Genomic DNA, 18,232 nt, shown 5'->3' on the forward strand with positions numbered 1-18,232 from the left:
CAGAGTTAGAACATTTGCACATACAGTCTCGGTAATCAACTTTGGGATCATCATCACAGGAAGGCCTCTACTACGAACTTAATCATTGCCTTCCATACTCTTTGTCTCTCACTAGGAGCTATCTCCTTATGAGACCATATATTAGTATGCCAAGTCCCACAAAGAACACTACAACGCCCAGAATGAACGCCAGTCCTCCAGCTTCTATGGAGGAGTTCAACTGGGTCATAACAAGGGTTACCTGCATAGGGGTAGTGGAGTTATCTTCAACATATACACTTGGGGAAGTTCCGTTGATGAGTAGGGCCTCGACGTTTTTGGACGATGATGTAGTGATGACATTGCCCGTAATCTTCACTTTCGGTGGTAACGATGTATTATAACCTATGCTCACGCTGTTGACCCCACTCTTAAGGGAGAAGGTCTTCCCTTGACCTGGCGACAGTGAAACCTGGGTTATCAGAATCCCAGACTTGGCTAGATAGAATCCCCCAACCGCTATCCCTAGTCCGATTAAAAGAATTATAACCCCCACGATAACTACGTTTCTTCTCATGAGGTAATTTATTAACCGTTATATAAAATCTTGAGCCAAAGAGTGATAGGAAAAATTAACTTATGGTGAAATTAGCCACTGCCATAGACTTCTGACTGATCGCTGGTGTGTACAACTTGACGTAGTAAGTTCCTGGGCTGAGGTGCATTGGAAGAAGTAGTTGGAACTGGGCCTCGCTTCCGAGAACTATGGCAAACCCTGTGTACCAGTTAACGTAATCCTTTTTGTTTTCGTTCCATGGAGCTTGAATTACCTTGACCGTGTATTTGGCGATTTCCGAGGAATTCAGGTAAGTGTGCCACGTTGAGTTGTAAATTTCCATGAGAGGAGCTGATGCTGGATACGCGTCTGGACCGTTCACGTCAGTAATATTCATTATCAACAGCGTCTGATTACCCTGATCCTTAGCTGTGATGTAGGTTATTTCAAGCTTGGGCAACTTCGAGTAATTAACCAGTGGTCCCACGACGTTACCATATGCCCATTGACCTGTGCCTAGAATGAATCCTATGACAAGGATTCCAAACACTAGAGCTATGATGGCTGTTCTATCCACTTTGATCACCACAGCTTTATCATGTTAAGTATAGGAATCCTCTTGGAAAGAGGCCTGTCGCCGAACTTCTTGTAAAGAACGCTATCTACCCCGAATACCCTACCCGTAGCAGTAAGCATTAGCACTACGGAACCTGCAGTGAGAAGAGCGCCGATTTGCCACTCATCTTCACAAGTTGATCCTAACCAGTAAGCCGGTGCGAAACCCACTGACATGAAGAGTGCAGCTAGAGCTGATAACCTAGTTAGGAATCCTATTACGAGGAATAGCCCAGCAATTATCTCTATGTAGCTAAACACTGTTAGGAACGTAACGTCGAGTGTCCTATTCTCCAATGTCATTAAAAGAAAGGGCTTGAAGGGGCCTGCATGTGGCAGGAAGTTTACTAACTTCCCTCCAACGAAGGAGGAGGAGTTCGGATCCAACTTAGCTGGCTTTAGCACGGCCTTCCTAAGTCCTCCATCGAGAAACATCCATCCCACTGCGAACCTAATAGGAAACAAGTACTCCATCCTTGTTGAATTTCCGGGATTCAGACCCTGTTTCTCAGCCATGTTATCACTGAATCAAGCTTTGGGAGAGGTAATTTAAATTTTTCTTAAATAAAGTTAAAACTATAAAAACTTAAATAGCTAACTATCATTCATTTTTCCATTTCGAGAGAAAGAACTTTATAATGCCGATATGTTTTAAATTACATCAGAGTCGTGACTCTCGCATATACGTGAAGGAAATTCTTACGCATGTTTTTATTGATCATTAACACCGTGTAATTATGGAAAACCAAAAACAAATGCCACCAGGACAACGCCCCATCAAGAGGTTCATATACTACGCGGCTCTTGGCGTCCCAGAGGTTAACGTAGAGGAGTACAGGTTCAAGGTAACTGGGATGGTAGAGAGGGAGTTAAGCTTCACCTACCAAGAACTTCTGAACATGATGGACATGGAGTACAAGAGGGATTTCCACTGCGTCACCGGTTGGAGCGTTCTGGATGTGTCCTGGAAAGGAATAAACTTGAAAAGACTCGTGGAAAGGGCCTCCCCAAAGCCTGAGGCAAAGTGGGTGATATTCTACTCACTGGATGGATATACCGCTACGGTACCTCTTGAGGACGTAATGAACGAGGACTCGATCCTAGTCCTAATAATGAATGGGAGACCCCTAACAAAGGAGGAGGGATTCCCCGCGAGACCATTCTTTCCTCACCTTTATGGATGGAAGAGTGCAAAGTGGGTAACCTCAATGGAACTCGTTCCCGAGTACGTGGACGGGTATTGGGAGGAGAGGGGATATCACGAGAGAGGCAACGTGTGGGATGAGGAAAGGTTCAAGGGATTCTGGGGAAGGCATAGTAAAAAGAGACCTATTATCTAGTTATCTTCCACCTTCTTCGCTCTCAAGTCCATCTTCGGAAGCAGAGGCCTCATTGTGGTACAGGTAGTTTCTCTCCCTCAATCCCTGATATATTCCCAGTGGATAGAAAAGAACTAGAGACACTATAACAGTAATTAGGGTTGCAGTCAAATATGGTACCAACGAGAGTGCTCCATCTGATCCTATATAGGTCATGAAGGTTAAGAACGCTATATAGCCAATATACCAAGTAGACTCCTTTAGTCCCTCAGTTACCTTTCCCACCATCCCCAATATGGCCGTAATTATGGCGAGAATGATGACTGAGTACGGAACCGCAGGCCATCCGCTCCAAAATACGATAAGTGAGGATGCAGCAAAGGCAATTGGGGAGATGATAGATCCTCCTTTAATCTTCCACTTAGTCACTCCTTGCATCCTCAGTACCATCATGGCAACCGGATTGGTAGCGAAACCAATGTACCCTGCAACTGTTGCATCGTCTATAAGACCGTAAATGCTAGGCACTGGAGCGAAAAGGAATGCTATAACTGCCCCCACTATGGCAAAGAGTATCAGGCCCCAATAGGGTATTGCGTACTTACTATGCAGAGCCTTAAACTTCTCGTGAAGGAACCCAGATCTCGCCGAAGCAAACAGAACCCTAGCTCCGCCTCCCATGTATACGTAACCCGTTAGGAAAGGCCCCACTATACCCCCAATAAGCAAGAGCAGAAGAGCTATCTGACCTAGACCGGAATGATGGGTACTAGCTAGGACAATGAAGGGATTCCCCACCACCTTGTTTAGGGACGCCCAGTTCCCAGGTGTAAGTCCTAGCTTTGTCCAGTCTAGATTGGCTATGAAAGTGAAATCAAAGAGCAGATAAACTAGACCTTCTCCGATCACCGTTATGATAAGTGCATAAATTAAGTATGTCTTTTTCTTAACTTCCTCTGCGAAATCCGGTATTACTCTGGCACCTCCAAAGGCGAACATGGCATAGGGCATTGAAGAAAATATTCCGGCAACTCCAAAGGGCAGAAAGCCATAAGCTGTGAAGTTCCTGAGGTTGAAGAAGACTAGCAGGAGGAGAAATGCTGGCAAGATGTAAATGATGTATTTTACTGTTCCAAATCCTGACGTGATTCTAGAGAAGGTCTTCACTCCGTAATAGTTGAAGGGAATGTAAGCAAACATAAGGATAACTCCTACAATGGCCCCCTCAAGAGTGGGAAATCCTTGGGAATTGAGTAAGGATGGGAAAATGTAGTCGAGTCCCTCTATTGTGGCGAATGCCTCTATGGGAGGAATGAACAAGTACCAAAGAAGATCCGCCATGGCGTTAATTAAGTTGGTTACAGCTCCATGACTATAAATTGAATATCTGGATGGACCTCCCGCCTCTGCATAAGTTTGTGATAATTCTATGTATGTTATTGAAATAGTTACGTAGAATAGAATAGCTATTATCCAAGCAATTAAGCTTCCTGGCCCTGCTACCTCCGTCATTTGTAATGGACTAAAGAATATGGCAGTAGCTACGGCAGAGGCTAAGCCTATGATTATTAGTGAAGTTAATCCAATTTCTTTTTCATTCCTTTACCGTCGGACATAAAGGTAACATATCATTAATGTTATTTAAGTCTTCCTAGGAAATTTAGAGTTAATAAGTAATTTTTATATTATAGTAGACCTTTTATTTAAGACCGATGTAAATCTAGATTATAAATATTAAGTTAATAATGTTAAAGTATATCAAGATTTATCATGACTAAAATGTTCTCTCTGATTATGATTTTTTAATTTTAAACATAACTAATAAGATATTATCTCGGAACACCAATATATACCAATCGAAATACCAGAAGCTACATGTCGTGACGGCGGGAGTGATTCACACGTCATAGTAACGAAACTCTCTATACTTCACTGGATTGACTATCCTGCTTAAATTGTTGAAACAATCACTCGTCTTTTAAATGATTAAAATTTTTTAGACAATTCACAGACAGGTTTATTAATACCTGTGAGGAAATGATGATTTATGAGAAAAGTTTACTTGAGACATGATTCAACGGTTAGTAAGACTGGGAACGATATGGAAATGGAGTTCACCCTCGTTAAGGAGGATAGGAAATCGTGGAGAATAAGGCTCACAAGCCGTAGCTCAGACCCGTATCAGAGCCTAATGAATCCCCACCTTTCTCAGTATGGGAAAATGTGCCATGAGACGACAGGAACAGGCTATGTTTGCCCAGTCTGCAACCTGGAAATAGATGAGTACGGATACTGTGGTTGCGGAACTGGATCAAGTTAGCAGAAAGGGAAAAATATCAGGAGAGAAAAATTACTTCAATTTTCTTACTACCTTTTCTATTTCCGCGTAGTTTGGCTCGTTGGCTAGCTCCTTTCCTACCCACTTATACACTATCTTGCCGTTCTTGTCCAGTATGAAAACCGCCCTCTTAGCTAGAACGTACCCAGGAAGAGGCGGAAATTCCATGTCGACGCCATATGCCTTAACAGCGTCTCTCTTGTAATCGCTTAGTACGGTGAAGTTAAGCTTGTTGGCTTCCTTGAATGCCTTGTTGCTGAATGGTGGATCCACACTAATTCCAAGGACTACAGCGTTTACCTCGTTGAACTTGGCCATGGAGTCCCTAAACGTGCACATTTCCTTTGTACATACAGGAGTAAAGGCCCCTGGGTAGAAAGCTAGTACTACCACTTTTCCCCTAAAATCGGAGATCTTTACTTTCTTCAGGTCTGTATCCACTAGTTCTACGTCCGGTGCAATTTGACCTATTTCTGGCATGGGCTTTATTAAGAAGATGGATATATAAACCAATTTATCAATAAGTATGAACTATTTAAATCTAGAAATTCTCTAAGTTAACTTGTGTAGTTACCTAGTCAGCCACTTGTCCTGATCCCAAATCGTGAGTAACGCGTAAATGCTCACAACGAGTTGAATTGCTAAGGCTAGGGAACCAATCACCAGCGTCTTCAACTTTTCCTCGTGCAGAAGTCTCCACAGAGCGTAAATGAAGGGAATTGCCGTAAGATAGCTTGCCACATGCATTAAGATAACAGAATACTTGAAGCCTAGCCTAGGAAAGTGGAGGCCTAGGAAAGTAGGGGTTGAGTGAAATGCAGAGTGGAACGGAGTGATAAACATTGACTGGGTCACGGAAAATGGGTAATGAGTTGTCATAGTTCCCAGCAGAAGGGAGAACACTATCCTCTTTGCCAAGATGATGGGTAAGTGAAGGAGGAAGTTGCCCCCGTGAAGAAGAGCTACTTCGTAATCTGATGGATTCGTATCCACAATTGTGGAGCCCAAGAAAATCATATCAAAGATTGAAACCCCCATCACGAGGAATGGAAGAATCGTTGTGTATAGAAAATTGAAAACGTAAAGGGGACCTCGTTTGAACATGGTTCCATCCCTCAGTTCCCTATAGAAAAAGTAGTAGTTTGCCCTAGACCATCTAATTAGTTGTCTGTACAGTTTCTTAACACTCTCTGGAGGATAAGTCAACACAGTAGTCTCAAAGTCCAGCAATGCCTTATAACCTCTCGAGATGACGTAGTTTGTAAGTTGTTTGTCATCTCCTATTAATGCCCTTCTTCCCATGAATCTTGGGTTTCTGAACTCTTCACTGAGAATAAATGGCCTAACCAACTCGGTCCTATAAAGGGAACATTTTCCATTCAGAAGAACTGCATAACCCGACCTATTTACGGCCCTCATTGTGGCCTCCTTTAGTCTTTCAATCAGTTCTGCTAAGTAGAAGGTATTTCCAGTTTTTACGTTCCTCACGTTAACGCTTACCCCACCTACTCCCTCGTCCATGAGGGACAACATCCTTCTTACTCCATCGCTGGGCAACACGGTGTCGCTATCCAGGAAGAGAACAAACTTCGTGTCCACGTGGGATATACCAGTGGCTAAGGCATTCCTCTTTCCTGACCTGGCAGGTGTCTTGATAAATCTTCCACCATACCTAAAGGTGATTGACCTATAGGGCTCATCGCAACCGTCTCCCACAACTAGAAACTTGACGTCCTGCTCCGCAACTGCAGAGATCACTCTCTCAAACACTGACGCCTTTTCCCCATACACGGGGATTAGAACGGTTACGTCAGATAATTTGTTCGAGTCTACTCTTCTGGGCATCCTTACGTTAATAGAGAAGTAGGAATTTAGAATAAAGTAAACCAGTGAAAGGAATAAGGTTAGCGATCCAAATATTAAATAAAATGCATCTAGTTGATTCATTCGGGTTTAACATGATAAAGGGGAGCTTAAAAACTATGTGGCTAGTTTCGGCAATTCATCTAGAGAATATACCTTAGAATACAACCTTTATCTACTGTTCAGTTTGACATTCTTGATGTTAAGATGCTGGCAAGGACTGGGACTACTCTTCCCCTTTAGACAAATATCCTCAACTCTCGATGGACTCCTCAAGGGCTAAATTCATGTATCACGCGAAGTATCTGTTAGGGCCCTAACTTCATGCTCATAGAGTGCCAAAAGGGAATCCATGGTAACCATGCCCTGGAAGATTCCCTTGTCCACTACAGCTACCCATCTGCTCCTGTTTAGAGCCATTATCTCCCAAGCTTGTTCCAGAGAAGATTGAGGTGAAACGTGAGGAGAGCCTCTCATCACGTAGCGACCTACCTGATCCAAAGGATTCTTCCCTTCGATATCCCTGTAATACACTATACCAATGAACCTGCTCGATTCGTCCACGACTGGGAGGCTCAGAAAGTTGTTGTCTAACATGAGCTTGAGAGCTACCTCTACCGTAGTTGAGGGAGACACTCGTATGTCATATCTCTTACATTGTCCCACCTTCAACCTCTGCATGACGGGTATCTCGTACTCGCTCTTATGGGCTGGAGAGTCCCTCCTTGTTGGGACTTGGCTTCTGTAGATCGTGTAATTTCCTGAAACCAAGTAGGAGATGGCCACGGCTATCATGGCCCCTGGAAGTAGTTGAAGACTTGAGGTCATTTCAGTGACCATCACTATCACTGATAGTGGAACCTTTCCGGCAGCAGCGAAAAACGACATCATGCCTATTATAACGAAGGGAGCGATGTTGGGCACAAGGGAAGGAAATAGATAATGAAAAATCAGACCCACATCTGCTCCCAAGAACGCTCCGATAAATAGGCCAGGGGCAAAGACACCTCCGCTTCCTCCTGATCCTATGGAGAGCGAGGTAGCTAGAATCTTCACGAGGGGAAGTAGTGCCAACAGAAGTAGAACAGGTAATACAGGTGAATAGAAGGACGAGAATCTCTCGAATTCAGCCAGATTTATCCACCCATATCCCGTACCCATAACCTCGGGAAAAAGAAGGGCCAAGAGCCCAGCAAGTCCTCCCCCAATCATGGGCTTAACGTGATTGGGAAGCTTTAGTCTCTTGAATAATCCCGATATTCCGTAAAAGGACTTAACGTAAAGGATGGCCAACAGCCCTGATATTACCCCGAGCAAGGCGTACAAGGGTAACCTCATGGGGTTGAAAGTTCCCGTATAATACCCGAAAACGGGAGTAAAACCAAAAATGATGCCGAAGATCGTGTACCCCACCGAGGAGGCAATTAGTCCAGGGTAAATTAACTCGGGTTCCAAGTCCCTCTTGTAAAGTATCTCCGACGCTAGGAGCGCACCACCTATGGGCGTCTTAAATATAGTCCCTATTCCTGCTCCTATACCCACAGCTAACGCCCTCCTTCTGTCCTCTGGCGAAAGTTTAAGTAAGTCCGCAATAACCGATCCTACCCCTGAGGAAAATTGAGCTGTGGGGCCCTCTCTTCCAGCGCTACCACCCGATCCTATTGTTACCGCTGAAGCGAATATCTTAACGGGAATTACGACCCATCTGACCTTTCCTTGGAGATAATGATATGCCTTAATGGCAGCGTCAGTACCGTGGCCCTCTGCTTCGGGGGCGAAGGTATATACCACAAGACCTGATATGAGCCCGCCTATCATGAGGGAAACAGGCACTAGGATGAAATTCCCAGGGTGAAACGTGAAGTTCAGAGTTCCTCCCTCTCCCAGGGGGTGAGGATAAGACATACCCACAAATCTAGTAATGAAGATATACTCGAACACATGAAGCAAAAGGTAGAAAACGGTAGAGGCGAAGCCTGCAACAACCCCAAGCAATATGCCCAGGATGAGCCACTTCTCAAAGTAAGGCAAAGACGATAGCCTTCCAGACATGAAAGAATGTTGGTTTACTGTATAATAAAAAGAAATTACATGATTGCGGTCTAATCGCCAAAGAAGTCCTTAAGATAGTTAAAATTAAAATTTTCTGTGATATTATCGAATATTTTATTACCTAATGCATGATGTCTCTCTCAAATGAAATACTTGATTTCCGCATCAAAATTACTAGATGACCTTCATGATTATAAGGTGGTTGAGGTCACTTTCTATGACGATTCCTACGTTGAATGGCACATTCCCAACGCCATCAGGCTCCCCTGGAGATACCTAAGGCATCCCGTGAAAAGGGACTTCGCCACTAGGGAAATTCTTGAGAAGAGATTAGGCGAACTTGGAATTTCCCACGAAGATCCCTTGGTCTTGTACAGTGACTTCAATAATAGGTATGCATTTTACGCGTTCTGGATATTGAGGGCTTTCGGCCACAGGGAGATGAGCGTTCTGGATGGCGGAAAGGTCGCGTGGGAGATCAAGGAGTTTCCAAGAGAGACAGAGGTGAGGAGTCGACCAGCATGCAAATATGAAGCCTCGGAACCTGACTGGAGTCAAAGGATCATGGTGTGGGAGTTACTTCCCAAGATCAATAGGGGGGAGAAATTTCAGCTTCTCGACGTTAGATACCGTGAAGAATATGTGGGGGAGGCAAGTACCCCGCCTGAACACCCCAACGAGGAATCTCAAGTAACGGGTCACATCCCTGGGGCTGTGAATGTGCCATGGAACAAGTTCTTTGATCCCATCACGGAAGAACTTCTTCCGCCGGATAAGCTTGAGATATCCGTGTCCAGGGACGAGACTGTGGTATACTGTAGAACTGGGGCGAGGGCCTCCCTCGTATGGTTTTACCTGAAATACCTTCTGAACATTCCCCGTGTGAGACTTTACGACGGTTCATGGTCGGAATGGGGAAACATGGTTGGAGTTCCAGTGGAAAGGTAGTTATATTTCCGCCTTTTCACCGCTCTGGATGACCGACGGAAACTCATCAAACTTTCTAATTCTAACTTTTCTTAGTTCCCCATCCTTGTAAAATATCGCATCTCCAGTTTCCATGGCCTTTATCTCAGCCTCAATTTCCCTGGATTTTAGAGGTAGTATTTCCTTGTAAACCCTTACGTCGACTGGGTGAACCACCTTGTGGAGGAAATAGATCTCGCTCTGGGTAAGGACATCCTTGTTTACCTTGGCTGATCTCTGACTCACCAGGATCATCCCAATCCCCCTCTTTCTCCCTCGAAGGGCAATCCTCACCAGGACGTCGCTGAGCGGGGTTCTTGTTCCCTGGGGGATAAACTCATGTGCCTCCTCTAGGAGAACGAAGATGTCCCTCCTATAAATCTTGGAAGTCTCCCAAAGAATGTTGAAGAAAGTGGTCAGGAACTTGAATACTTCCTCGTTCCAATCATTAACATCAAGGACCACGCTCTTACCAACCATGAGAAGGTTAACCACTTCCTCTGGATCAACGTTAAATTTATCAAAAATTATAGCCTCAAGCCCCCTATATTCACCGTCTGGATCCACTATAACTAGGGGAACTTTCTCCTTGATGAGTTCCTCAGCGAACACTTTCGCAGTATTTGATTTTCCTGATCCTCTTATTCCTAGGATAGCTATACACTTTCTAATTACTTGATCCTTCTCTAGGGTCAGTGTTCCTAAATCCATGTAATAAGACTGGGTTATACTCATCTTTTAAGGCTCAGAGCCCGATATCACTTCCCTTTATTTAATTTAGTTTTTATGGAATAATCCATTATAAACACTTTTAAATAAAAGTTTATAACCTTGGGTAAGATGTATGTAATGATAAAAATGTCCTTAAAGATATATAAAAAGTTGGATCTAACGGGTCAATCTTGCGCAGGACCTCTAGGAGAACTCTCTGGAGTCCTAGAGGAGATAAGTCCAGGGGAGGCAGTAGAGGCTATCTTAGGGGATGAAGCCACCAAGAAGGACGTGGTAGCATTTGTAACTAAGAAGGGTTACAAGGTCGTTTCCGAGAAAAATGAGGGTGGTAAGTTCACACTGGTGATCACAAAATGAAGAGAGTTATAGTCGTAGGTGGAGGTATAGCTGGAACAATCGTAGCCAACAGAATGGCTAGAATGATGCCAGAGGAGCTGGAGAGGGGAGACGCAGAGATAGTGGTCCTGGACAAGAACGAGAAACATACTTATCAACCAGGCCAAGCTCTAGTTCCCTTTAACGTTCAAGATCCCATGGAGCTAATCAGACCGGAGAGGGAGCTGTTAGATCATAGAATTAAGTTTCTTCACGGTCAAAAGGGAGAAGTTTCTAAGATAGACCCGGCTAATCACTCCGTTACAACAGCTGACGGGGTTTCCCACTCCTACGACTATCTGGTTATAGCTACTGGTTCACATCTAAGATGGGATGAAGTACCGGGCTATAGGGACGCCGTCTACTCCCCTTGGGAATACGAGAGTGCGTTAAAACTGAGGGAAGCATTGGATCAATTTAGTGGAGGAACAGTGGTGATTAACGTTGCCAAGTTACCCCATAAGTGCCCCGTAGCGCCCATGGAGATTGCCTTGATGCTGGACGATTACCTAAAGAGGAGGGGAATCAGGGACAAGACAGAGATTATCTACACCTATCCTGTACCTGGGATATTCGGTATCAAGACCACAAACGACGTTATGATAAAGATATTTCAAGAAAGAGGAATAAAGATAATCTCTCCATTCAATGTAACCAACGTTAATGCAAAGGATAAGGTGATGGAATCTCAAGAGGGGGAGAAAATCAAGTTCGACCTCGCCATAGGGGTGCCACCGCACACAGGTGCTGATGTTATAGGGAAGTCCGGCATTGGGGACAAGAGGAACTGGATTCCAACTGACAAGTTCACCTTGAGAATGAAGGATCACTCCAACGTATTCGTAATAGGTGATACCACTGACATTCCAATTTCCAAGGCCGGGTCAACTGCGGACTTTGAGTCCTACGTAATTGCAAACAACGTTACGAACGAGATAAGGGGTAACGGACTCAAGAAGACATATGATGGGTCAGTGTTCTGCTACATTGCCACGGGACTTGACTCTGGGACCTATATCAGATTTAACTACGCAGCACCTCCAGTACCTCCACCACCTTCCTACGTACATTGGTGGGGCAAACTAATGTACAACAAGTTGTACTGGACAGTGACCGCCAAGGCCATAGTGTGACAGGCCATGAAAGTTGGAATTATTTTAGGCTCCAATGAACTGGACCGAGTAGCCTATGCGGGTATGCACGCCCTAATCTCAGCCACCCTAGACAACGAAGTGGTTCTTTTTGCCACAATGGACGGAGTTAAGGCCTTCCTGAAGAATCCGGAGCTAAGGGTCGAATCAGGAACCTCCAAGACCATAAGGGAAAGTAATGAGGATGTTTTCCAACACTTCAGGAAAGCTAAGAAATCGGGAAAACTGAAGATATTGGCCTGCTCCTACGCAAGCAAGATCCATGGCCTAGACAAGGATGACTATGGGGACCTGGTCGATGACATAGTTGGGATTACCTCCTTCTCCATGGAAGTTGAGGGAGGACAGATCATAAGCATATGGTGAGACCATGGCTACAGAGGTAAATCTGGATAAGGTACTTACGAAACTAGACGAAAAGAAGATGGAGGAACTAGCTAACTTCCTCGATCACGTATCCACGTTAAATGAGGTACTCACCAAGATAGGTCAACTAAAGGATAGCGGTGCCCTTGACGTTCTAATTAACTTCAGTTACGGGGCCAAGTCACTAAGGGACGCACTTAACGATGACGCCATACAGAGCATAGCCGACATGCTTTCCAATCTCATGATAATTGCGGGTGAGATGAAGAATAAACAAAACGACATTGCCCAAATTCTTGAAAATGCAGACGCATTGAAAGATGCCCTAATGAGGTTGAAGGCATTGAGGGACAGCGGAACCCTTGACGTTATCGTCAACATGTCCTATGCCCTGAAGTCATTGAGGGAAGCTCTTAACGATGATGCCATCATGAACCTAGGCTCTACCCTCAGTAATCTCATGGAAGTCCTTAGTTCCATGAATCCCAAGACTTCAGATGGACTAAAGCAGATAATAGACAAGGCTCCAGCACTAAATGAAGTTTTGAATAGGGTCATGGATCTAAAGAACAGCGGCACCTTAGACGTGTTAATAAACATGTCCTATGCCCTGAAGTCGTTGAGAGATGCGCTCAACGATGACGCCATCACAAATCTAGGAACTACCCTTTCTCTGATATTCGAGTTCTTGCCAAAGGGATTAGAGTTCCTAAATAAGGCAACGTCCCCACCCCTGAGCTCCCTGATTGAGGTTTGGTCGAGCGAAGAGGCAAGGAAGGTCCTGGCTAACCCGGAGAACGTCACACTTGGAAAGCTAATAGCTATGATGAAGGATCCTGATATCCAGAGGGGGCTAGGAGTAATGATGGGCATGTTAAAGATAATAGGCAAGAACTTCAAGGCCTAATCTTTTCTTAACCTCTTTTTAACGCTGGTTCTAGGACTATTTCTGATATAGAAAGTGATATAATTTTTAGCTATTTTGAGATTAAAAATCACATAGCTTAATAGGTCTAAAAAAGAGGTCTCGTATCATCTAAATTGAAGGGAGTAGCTAATCTTGGTAATACACACGCCAATAACTTACAATTTTCTCCTTCGCTGGTTATACTGCACTCATATAATCCGTAATTTGTGGGACAATTGGATGTTTGTTTAATAGTGAAATACGACTTCATTAAGAACTTTAAGCAGTTTAAGTATTTAAGTATTTATGTTCGAGAATGCTTAACAGTTGTTAATTCGTGGACAACATAAATAATCAAATAACTAAAAAAGCCAGGTTAGTCCTCATTTAAATATATGGAAATAACCCACAAATTGTGTTGACTATTTAAGCTTTAGAGATCTATTCCTGATTTATGATAGAGGTTGACGGATTAACAAAGGTTTACAGAGATGGCACAGTTGCGCTTGATCACGTGACCTTCCAATCTAATGCCAAGGTCTTATCTGTTCTAGGAAGGAATGGGGCAGGAAAAACCACGATGATGAGAATTCTGTCCACTCAACTTCTCCCGTCCTCCGGGACAGCTAGGATACTTGGACTTGACGTGATCTCAGAGGCCGAGAAGCTCAGAACGAGAATAGTCTCAATACCTCAAGAGGCGAAACCAGTGGGATTCGCGAGTCCCCTGGAACACCTCACCATGTTTCTCACTGCTAGGGGTGAGTCCATTAAATCTGCTCTGGAGGAGTCCAGGAGAGCACTCAAGGAAATAGGACTTTGGGAAGTTAGGGACAAGCCCTGCGACGATTTGTCGGGTGGCATGAAAAGGAAGGTGTTCGTGGCCATGGCCTTGGCGTCAAATGCTGATCTCATCTTTCTCGACGAGCCTACGACGGGTCTGGATCCCATATCCAGGCTCGAGGTATGGTCTGTGATAAAGAACATCAGCTCTAGAGTAGTTCTCACGACTCACTACATGGAAGAGGCTGAGGAACTATCACAGGACATAGTGATGTTGGGAAAGGGAAAGGTCATAGCCAAGGGAACCAAGGAAGAGTTACTTGCTCCCCTTCGCGGAAAGGTAAGGATAGAGGGAATTGGGGACAGGTTAATTGGCAAAACCCAGATTTCCTATATGGATGAGAACAAGGCCAAGGAGATCGTGGGTAAGGCGGTGATTAAACCAGTTTCGCTGGAGGACCTCTTTATTCTTCATGGGGAGGATGGGAATTGAACCTGAGGTATGTACTGGCGTTTGCGTGGTTCTATGGTTACTCGTTCCTGAAAAGAGGGTACACCTACGTTTTCAGCTACCTGATTACCCCACTCTCAATCCTTTTCCTAGTGTACGTACTTTCCAGGGGAGCTCTGCTTCAGTACGCTGTTGTGGGAGGATTGATATCCGTGGTAGCCACGAACTCTGTGGTAAGCCTTTCTGACGTAGTCATGTTGAGGAAGGAAATGAAGTTACAGGATATGCTTGTGGCCACTGGGATAGGACCCGCTGAATACATGCTAGGATTGGCAACGGCAAATCTAATCTTCTCGTCTGTGGGAATGATAGTATACGTGATTCTGGGCCTAATCCTTCACGTATTCTCCATAACTAGTGCCCTGATCAGTTTCCTGATAGCCTGTTACCTGAACTACTCCATGACAGGTTTAGCGTTTATCATTGGCACCTTTGTCCCATATACGCGTCATTCCTGGGCTATCTCAGGCGTTCTAGGGACAGTCTTCACAATAATACCGCCAATATATTATCCATATTCTGAATTACACGGGATTGTGGCCTATCTGTCCCTAGTAATTCCCTCGTCGCCTGCCTCAGTGATTACGCAAGGAGTGACAGGGTTAACGAACTTCAACGTAATTGCCTTGCTCCTATTCCTTGCTGAGGGACCTCTCTTCGTACTTCTAGCCATGAAAACATCTAGGTGGAGAGAAAAGTGATCATCCCCGGTCGAAGTTGGTTTTTACCTTAATGTTTACCCTGTATCCTCTCCCCTCCTTTCTCACCTGGTATTGAAGCTCATATCCGTTGCACTTCCTCGTTACAATCATGTTGTTCTCATCAATCACGTTATAAGAAGGATTTCCGCAACCTTGTGTTAGGGAGCTCAACTTCTGTTCTATTTCGTCGTTATTCTTTGCGTAAAACTCCATCTCAGCTCCCTCCGGGGTAACAACTGAAACCGTGGTCCTGTTAGATATCGTGTATGATGCGAGAAGACCCAGGGAGATACCCACTATGGAGAAGATGACCGCTAACACTGGAAGTAGATTGCCGAAAATAGGGACTACCAGTACCTTAAAGGCCAGATAGAGGTAAAGTGCTGATGCAATAAGGGACGCTACACCTGAGGAGACCATAGAAGTATCTCTTCTCCTTTCTGAAAATCCGGCCACTGCTCCCACAATTATTCCGTTGAGAATGGGTATCCACCAAACGGCCAGTGCCACTGGTATGGTATACTTGAGAGATTTCATAGAGGTAATATTGTTGCGTGAGATTTTAACTTGATGTATTGAAACAAGGCTGGAAAAAGTGACCTAACTTGTAAAATCCCGCCTCACGTGGAGATACCAACTATGTTGTCCAACTCCTTGAGTAACTTATCCTCTACATGAGCGTTCCATAGCATCTCTGGCACGTCAACAACTAGGAAAAGTTCAGACAGGAGAAGGGCCTCAATCGCAGTGACAGCAATGTTCTGAATCCACTTTCCAACCCCTACTGTTACCTTTATTCCATCCTGCGTCTTCTCCATGAGGAAAGTAAGAGCCCTGTTTGCTGCTACAATGTCTCGAAGTATTCCTCCTTTCTGCGCCTGAATAATCACCTTGTCGCCCTCAGTCTTGGATTGAACCTTCCATCCGTCCATCTGAAGATATTGGATGAACTTTGAGGCTATCTCCTGCAAATCTCCATTCACTTTATACAATTTTTCTTTTTTAAAGAGTGCCATACATAATAATAGATTAATCTATAATAAATCTTTTCACAACATCTAGGGCGTTGAAGCTCCTTTCCTCTTCAGAGTCAAACCTACCAAGACTATCACGAAAATGGCCAAAAGAATTGAGACCTGTTGAATCAAATCGCCCACCAAAAATGAGTTGTAAAGGCCATACATCATTAGACCTGCCGATGCCCACGAAAAAATACGTCCTACACCAGTAAGGAGATAGGCGAATGCAAGGAAGAGAGAAAGATAGAGAAGGGCTACGGAGGGAGCTATGGTGAGATTGTAGTAGGTTAGGGGAGATACTAGGCTAATTAAGACCGAGACAAGGAACCCAGTCAAGAGAAACATTGGGTTCACCTTTTGAGACCTAAATACCCTGTTGAGAGCGAGACCCTCCACCATTACTAGACCTATCATGGAGATTGACCCGTATATCTGCGAGAGGGGAGTTACTAAGAAGGAGCCCGCTATCAAGGAACCCACTCCCACCCCAAGGGACATGGGAACCACCCACGCCATCTTAGGCTCCCCATCGGCATATGGGATCAGGGTCATGCAAACAAGGAGTAGGGAGGAGTTAAGGATGTCGAGAAAGTCTATTGTGTGCTGTGCCTGAGCAGGGCTAGGAGTCCAGTACAGAAATGCCAATCCCAACTGACCCAGGGCAAGAGGGATCAATAGCATCTCGGCTCTTCCCAGAAGGACCAATCCTGTGAGGAGTGTAAGTAGACCCAGTAAGGAGTAGGCCACAACTCCGTGGAGGTTCAGATCGTAAAATACTGCATAATCGAGAGTATAGGACAGGTAAAGGAAGTAACTAACTACCCAGGAGTATAGCTGTACCTTTCCAAGCCTAGATCCTTGAATCGCGTCATACAAACCTGTTTTAGGCCATGAGCTTCTCAGGTAAAGGTAAAGGGATATCCCCAAGGGAGAGATAATTAGCGAGGAGAGAATTGCATCCCTAAGTGAGGAGTGCAGGGTCATCAAGGTTAAGGGAGCGACTGAATTTATGGCGAAGAAGACTAGTCTCTTCAACGTGTAAGTGAATTCATAGTAACTTAAAAACAATTACCAGATTTCTCCTTCCATTTGAACGTTGGATCACCAGGACAACATATGGGAAGACGTCACTGAACCCTAATTTCCAAGTTTCCATTATCGTCATATATGTCCCTGTACAATGTTATTATTGTAAATTTTACTCAAAATTATTAAACTTTAAAACGATCCTCTCCATCTTCCACATTATGTATGCCATAGTTACTGGAGGTTCAAGGGGTATAGGAAGGGAAATAGCTGAGACCTTCGTGAATGAAGGATATAAGGTTGCAATACTCTATCACGGCTCTGATGAAAAAGCTAAAGAATTGAAAGAAAAAGGAGTGCTTACTGTGAAATGTGATGTGGGAGATCGATCTCAGGTGAGGAAGGCTAGGGAAGAGATCGAGAAACATTTTCCCAGATTAGACGTGCTCGTGAACAATGCTGGTATATGGTATCTGATGCCCTTCGAGAATTTCGATGAGGAAAAATACAATACCATGTTAAGGGTTAACCTTAACGGGGTAATTTACGTCACGTATGAATTTCTATCTCTTCTTAAGAGGTCGGAAAATGGATCGATTATTAACATAGCCAGCAATGCAGGTATTGGGACAGCCGCTGAGGGAACAACTTTTTACGCCATAACCAAAGCAGGGGTAATAATCCTAACAAGGAGACTAGCGTTCGAGTTAGGTAAATATAACATAAGGGTTAACGCTGTGGCACCAGGCTGGATAGAGACTGACATGACTCTAGGAGGGAAGACTCCTGAAGAGGCGGAGAAATTAAGGGAATCGTTCAGGAATAAGACAGTTCTTCACACCACAGGGAAGCCTGAGGACATTGCTAACATTGTTAGCTTCTTAGCAAGCAAAAAGGCTAGATATGTTACCGGACAAATTATAGTGGCAGATGGAGGAAGGGTTGATAACTTAACCCACTCGCTGTGACTTAA

21 protein-coding genes are annotated in these 18,232 nt (G+C 44.4%); 10 read left to right on the top strand and 11 right to left on the bottom strand.

Going from position 1 to position 18,232, the window contains the following annotated elements:
* Window positions 1-118 precede the first annotated feature (118 nt).
* The 3 genes from ACI49J_RS09885 to doxD are packed head-to-tail and all read right to left on the bottom strand — an operon-like array spanning window position 119 to window position 1,666.
* On the bottom strand, window positions 119-556 hold the full coding sequence (locus ACI49J_RS09885; protein ID WP_240254253.1) for a hypothetical protein: 438 nt from the start codon (window positions 554-556) through the stop codon (window positions 119-121).
* 55 nt (window positions 557-611) lie between these two features.
* Window positions 612-1,112: a thiosulfate:quinone oxidoreductase small subunit gene (gene doxA / locus ACI49J_RS09890; protein WP_240254251.1), complete on the bottom strand. Its 501-nt coding sequence runs from the start codon at window positions 1,110-1,112 to the stop codon at window positions 612-614.
* 5 nt (window positions 1,113-1,117) lie between these two features.
* Window positions 1,118-1,666 carry a thiosulfate:quinone oxidoreductase large subunit gene (doxD, locus tag ACI49J_RS09895; protein WP_240254249.1) on the bottom strand — a complete coding sequence of 183 codons (549 nt, stop codon included), beginning with the start codon at window positions 1,664-1,666 and terminating at the stop codon, window positions 1,118-1,120.
* Between the two features lie 221 nt (window positions 1,667-1,887).
* On the opposite strand from doxD, the gene ACI49J_RS09900 reads away from it, so the two are divergent.
* Window positions 1,888-2,490, top strand: coding sequence for a sulfite oxidase-like oxidoreductase (locus tag ACI49J_RS09900; protein ID WP_240254247.1), 603 nt, complete (start codon window positions 1,888-1,890; stop codon window positions 2,488-2,490).
* Here ACI49J_RS09900 and ACI49J_RS09905 read toward each other — a convergent pair whose 3' ends face one another.
* Window positions 2,491-4,056 (bottom strand): APC family permease, encoded by a 1,566-nt coding sequence (locus ACI49J_RS09905; RefSeq protein ID WP_409366474.1) that lies wholly within the window; start codon window positions 4,054-4,056, stop codon window positions 2,491-2,493.
* A gap of 460 nt (window positions 4,057-4,516) precedes the next feature.
* On the opposite strand from ACI49J_RS09905, the gene ACI49J_RS09910 reads away from it, so the two are divergent.
* Window positions 4,517-4,789, top strand: a complete 273-nt coding sequence (locus ACI49J_RS09910) for a hypothetical protein (protein ID WP_240254243.1) — start codon at window positions 4,517-4,519, stop codon at window positions 4,787-4,789.
* 30 nt (window positions 4,790-4,819) lie between these two features.
* Here the strand turns inward: ACI49J_RS09910 and ACI49J_RS09915 are convergent, their stop codons facing one another.
* The 3 genes from ACI49J_RS09915 to ACI49J_RS09925 form a co-directional block, all read right to left on the bottom strand.
* A complete protein-coding gene (locus ACI49J_RS09915) occupies window positions 4,820-5,287 on the bottom strand; it encodes a peroxiredoxin (protein WP_409366350.1) in 468 nt (155 codons plus the stop codon).
* Window positions 5,288-5,377: 90 nt separating this feature from the next.
* Entirely contained in the window at window positions 5,378-6,652 is a 1,275-nt protein-coding gene (locus ACI49J_RS09920; RefSeq protein ID WP_240254239.1) for a glycosyltransferase family 2 protein, read from the bottom strand.
* A 303-nt stretch (window positions 6,653-6,955) separates the two neighbouring features.
* Window positions 6,956-8,722, bottom strand: coding sequence for a chloride channel protein (locus ACI49J_RS09925; RefSeq protein ID WP_240254237.1), 1,767 nt, complete (start codon window positions 8,720-8,722; stop codon window positions 6,956-6,958).
* A gap of 144 nt (window positions 8,723-8,866) precedes the next feature.
* Here ACI49J_RS09925 and ACI49J_RS09930 point away from each other — a divergent pair, with 144 nt between their 5' ends.
* Window positions 8,867-9,670, top strand: coding sequence for a sulfurtransferase (locus ACI49J_RS09930; protein ID WP_240254235.1), 804 nt, complete (start codon window positions 8,867-8,869; stop codon window positions 9,668-9,670).
* Here the strand turns inward: ACI49J_RS09930 and ACI49J_RS09935 are convergent, their stop codons facing one another.
* Window positions 9,671-10,399 (bottom strand): ATP-binding protein, encoded by a 729-nt coding sequence (locus tag ACI49J_RS09935; protein WP_048059960.1) that lies wholly within the window; start codon window positions 10,397-10,399, stop codon window positions 9,671-9,673.
* Window positions 10,400-10,546: 147 nt separating this feature from the next.
* Between ACI49J_RS09935 and ACI49J_RS09940 the strand changes: the two genes are divergently transcribed.
* The 6 genes from ACI49J_RS09940 (at window position 10,547) to ACI49J_RS09965 (ending at window position 15,214) form a co-directional block, all read left to right on the top strand.
* A complete protein-coding gene (locus ACI49J_RS09940) occupies window positions 10,547-10,777 on the top strand; it encodes a sulfurtransferase TusA family protein (protein WP_144418723.1) in 231 nt (76 codons plus the stop codon).
* Entirely contained in the window at window positions 10,774-11,928 is a 1,155-nt protein-coding gene (locus ACI49J_RS09945; protein WP_240254233.1) for an NAD(P)/FAD-dependent oxidoreductase, read from the top strand. Before ACI49J_RS09940 ends, ACI49J_RS09945 begins: the two co-directional genes overlap by 4 nt.
* 6 nt (window positions 11,929-11,934) lie before the next feature.
* Window positions 11,935-12,312 (top strand): DsrE family protein, encoded by a 378-nt coding sequence (locus ACI49J_RS09950; RefSeq protein WP_240254231.1) that lies wholly within the window; start codon window positions 11,935-11,937, stop codon window positions 12,310-12,312.
* A 4-nt stretch (window positions 12,313-12,316) separates the two neighbouring features.
* Window positions 12,317-13,219, top strand: coding sequence for a DUF1641 domain-containing protein (locus tag ACI49J_RS09955; RefSeq protein ID WP_240254229.1), 903 nt, complete (start codon window positions 12,317-12,319; stop codon window positions 13,217-13,219).
* Window positions 13,220-13,673: 454 nt separating this feature from the next.
* Complete coding sequence (locus ACI49J_RS09960) at window positions 13,674-14,495, top strand: ABC transporter ATP-binding protein (RefSeq protein WP_011921495.1); 822 nt, start codon at window positions 13,674-13,676, stop codon at window positions 14,493-14,495.
* The gene (locus ACI49J_RS09965; protein WP_240254220.1) at window positions 14,492-15,214 is read left to right on the top strand and encodes an ABC transporter permease; all 723 of its coding nucleotides are present in this window, start codon (window positions 14,492-14,494) and stop codon (window positions 15,212-15,214) included. The genes ACI49J_RS09960 and ACI49J_RS09965 overlap by 4 nt, the downstream gene beginning before the upstream one ends.
* Here the strand turns inward: ACI49J_RS09965 and ACI49J_RS09970 are convergent, their stop codons facing one another.
* The 3 genes from ACI49J_RS09970 to ACI49J_RS09980 form a co-directional block, all read right to left on the bottom strand.
* Window positions 15,215-15,751, bottom strand: coding sequence for a hypothetical protein (locus ACI49J_RS09970; protein WP_011921493.1), 537 nt, complete (start codon window positions 15,749-15,751; stop codon window positions 15,215-15,217).
* Window positions 15,752-15,834: 83 nt separating this feature from the next.
* Window positions 15,835-16,230 (bottom strand): hypothetical protein, encoded by a 396-nt coding sequence (locus ACI49J_RS09975; protein ID WP_240254218.1) that lies wholly within the window; start codon window positions 16,228-16,230, stop codon window positions 15,835-15,837.
* A 42-nt stretch (window positions 16,231-16,272) separates the two neighbouring features.
* On the bottom strand, window positions 16,273-17,268 hold the full coding sequence (locus tag ACI49J_RS09980) for a hypothetical protein (protein ID WP_409366351.1): 996 nt from the start codon (window positions 17,266-17,268) through the stop codon (window positions 16,273-16,275).
* 212 nt (window positions 17,269-17,480) lie between these two features.
* Here ACI49J_RS09980 and ACI49J_RS09985 point away from each other — a divergent pair, with 212 nt between their 5' ends.
* Window positions 17,481-18,227: an SDR family oxidoreductase gene (locus ACI49J_RS09985; RefSeq protein WP_240254214.1), complete on the top strand. Its 747-nt coding sequence runs from the start codon at window positions 17,481-17,483 to the stop codon at window positions 18,225-18,227.
* Window positions 18,228-18,232 lie beyond the last annotated feature (5 nt).

This window comes from Metallosphaera sp. D4-4 (assembly GCF_046245145.1).
In the GTDB taxonomy this organism is placed as follows: Archaea; Thermoproteota; Thermoprotei_A; order Sulfolobales; family Sulfolobaceae; genus Metallosphaera; species Metallosphaera sedula.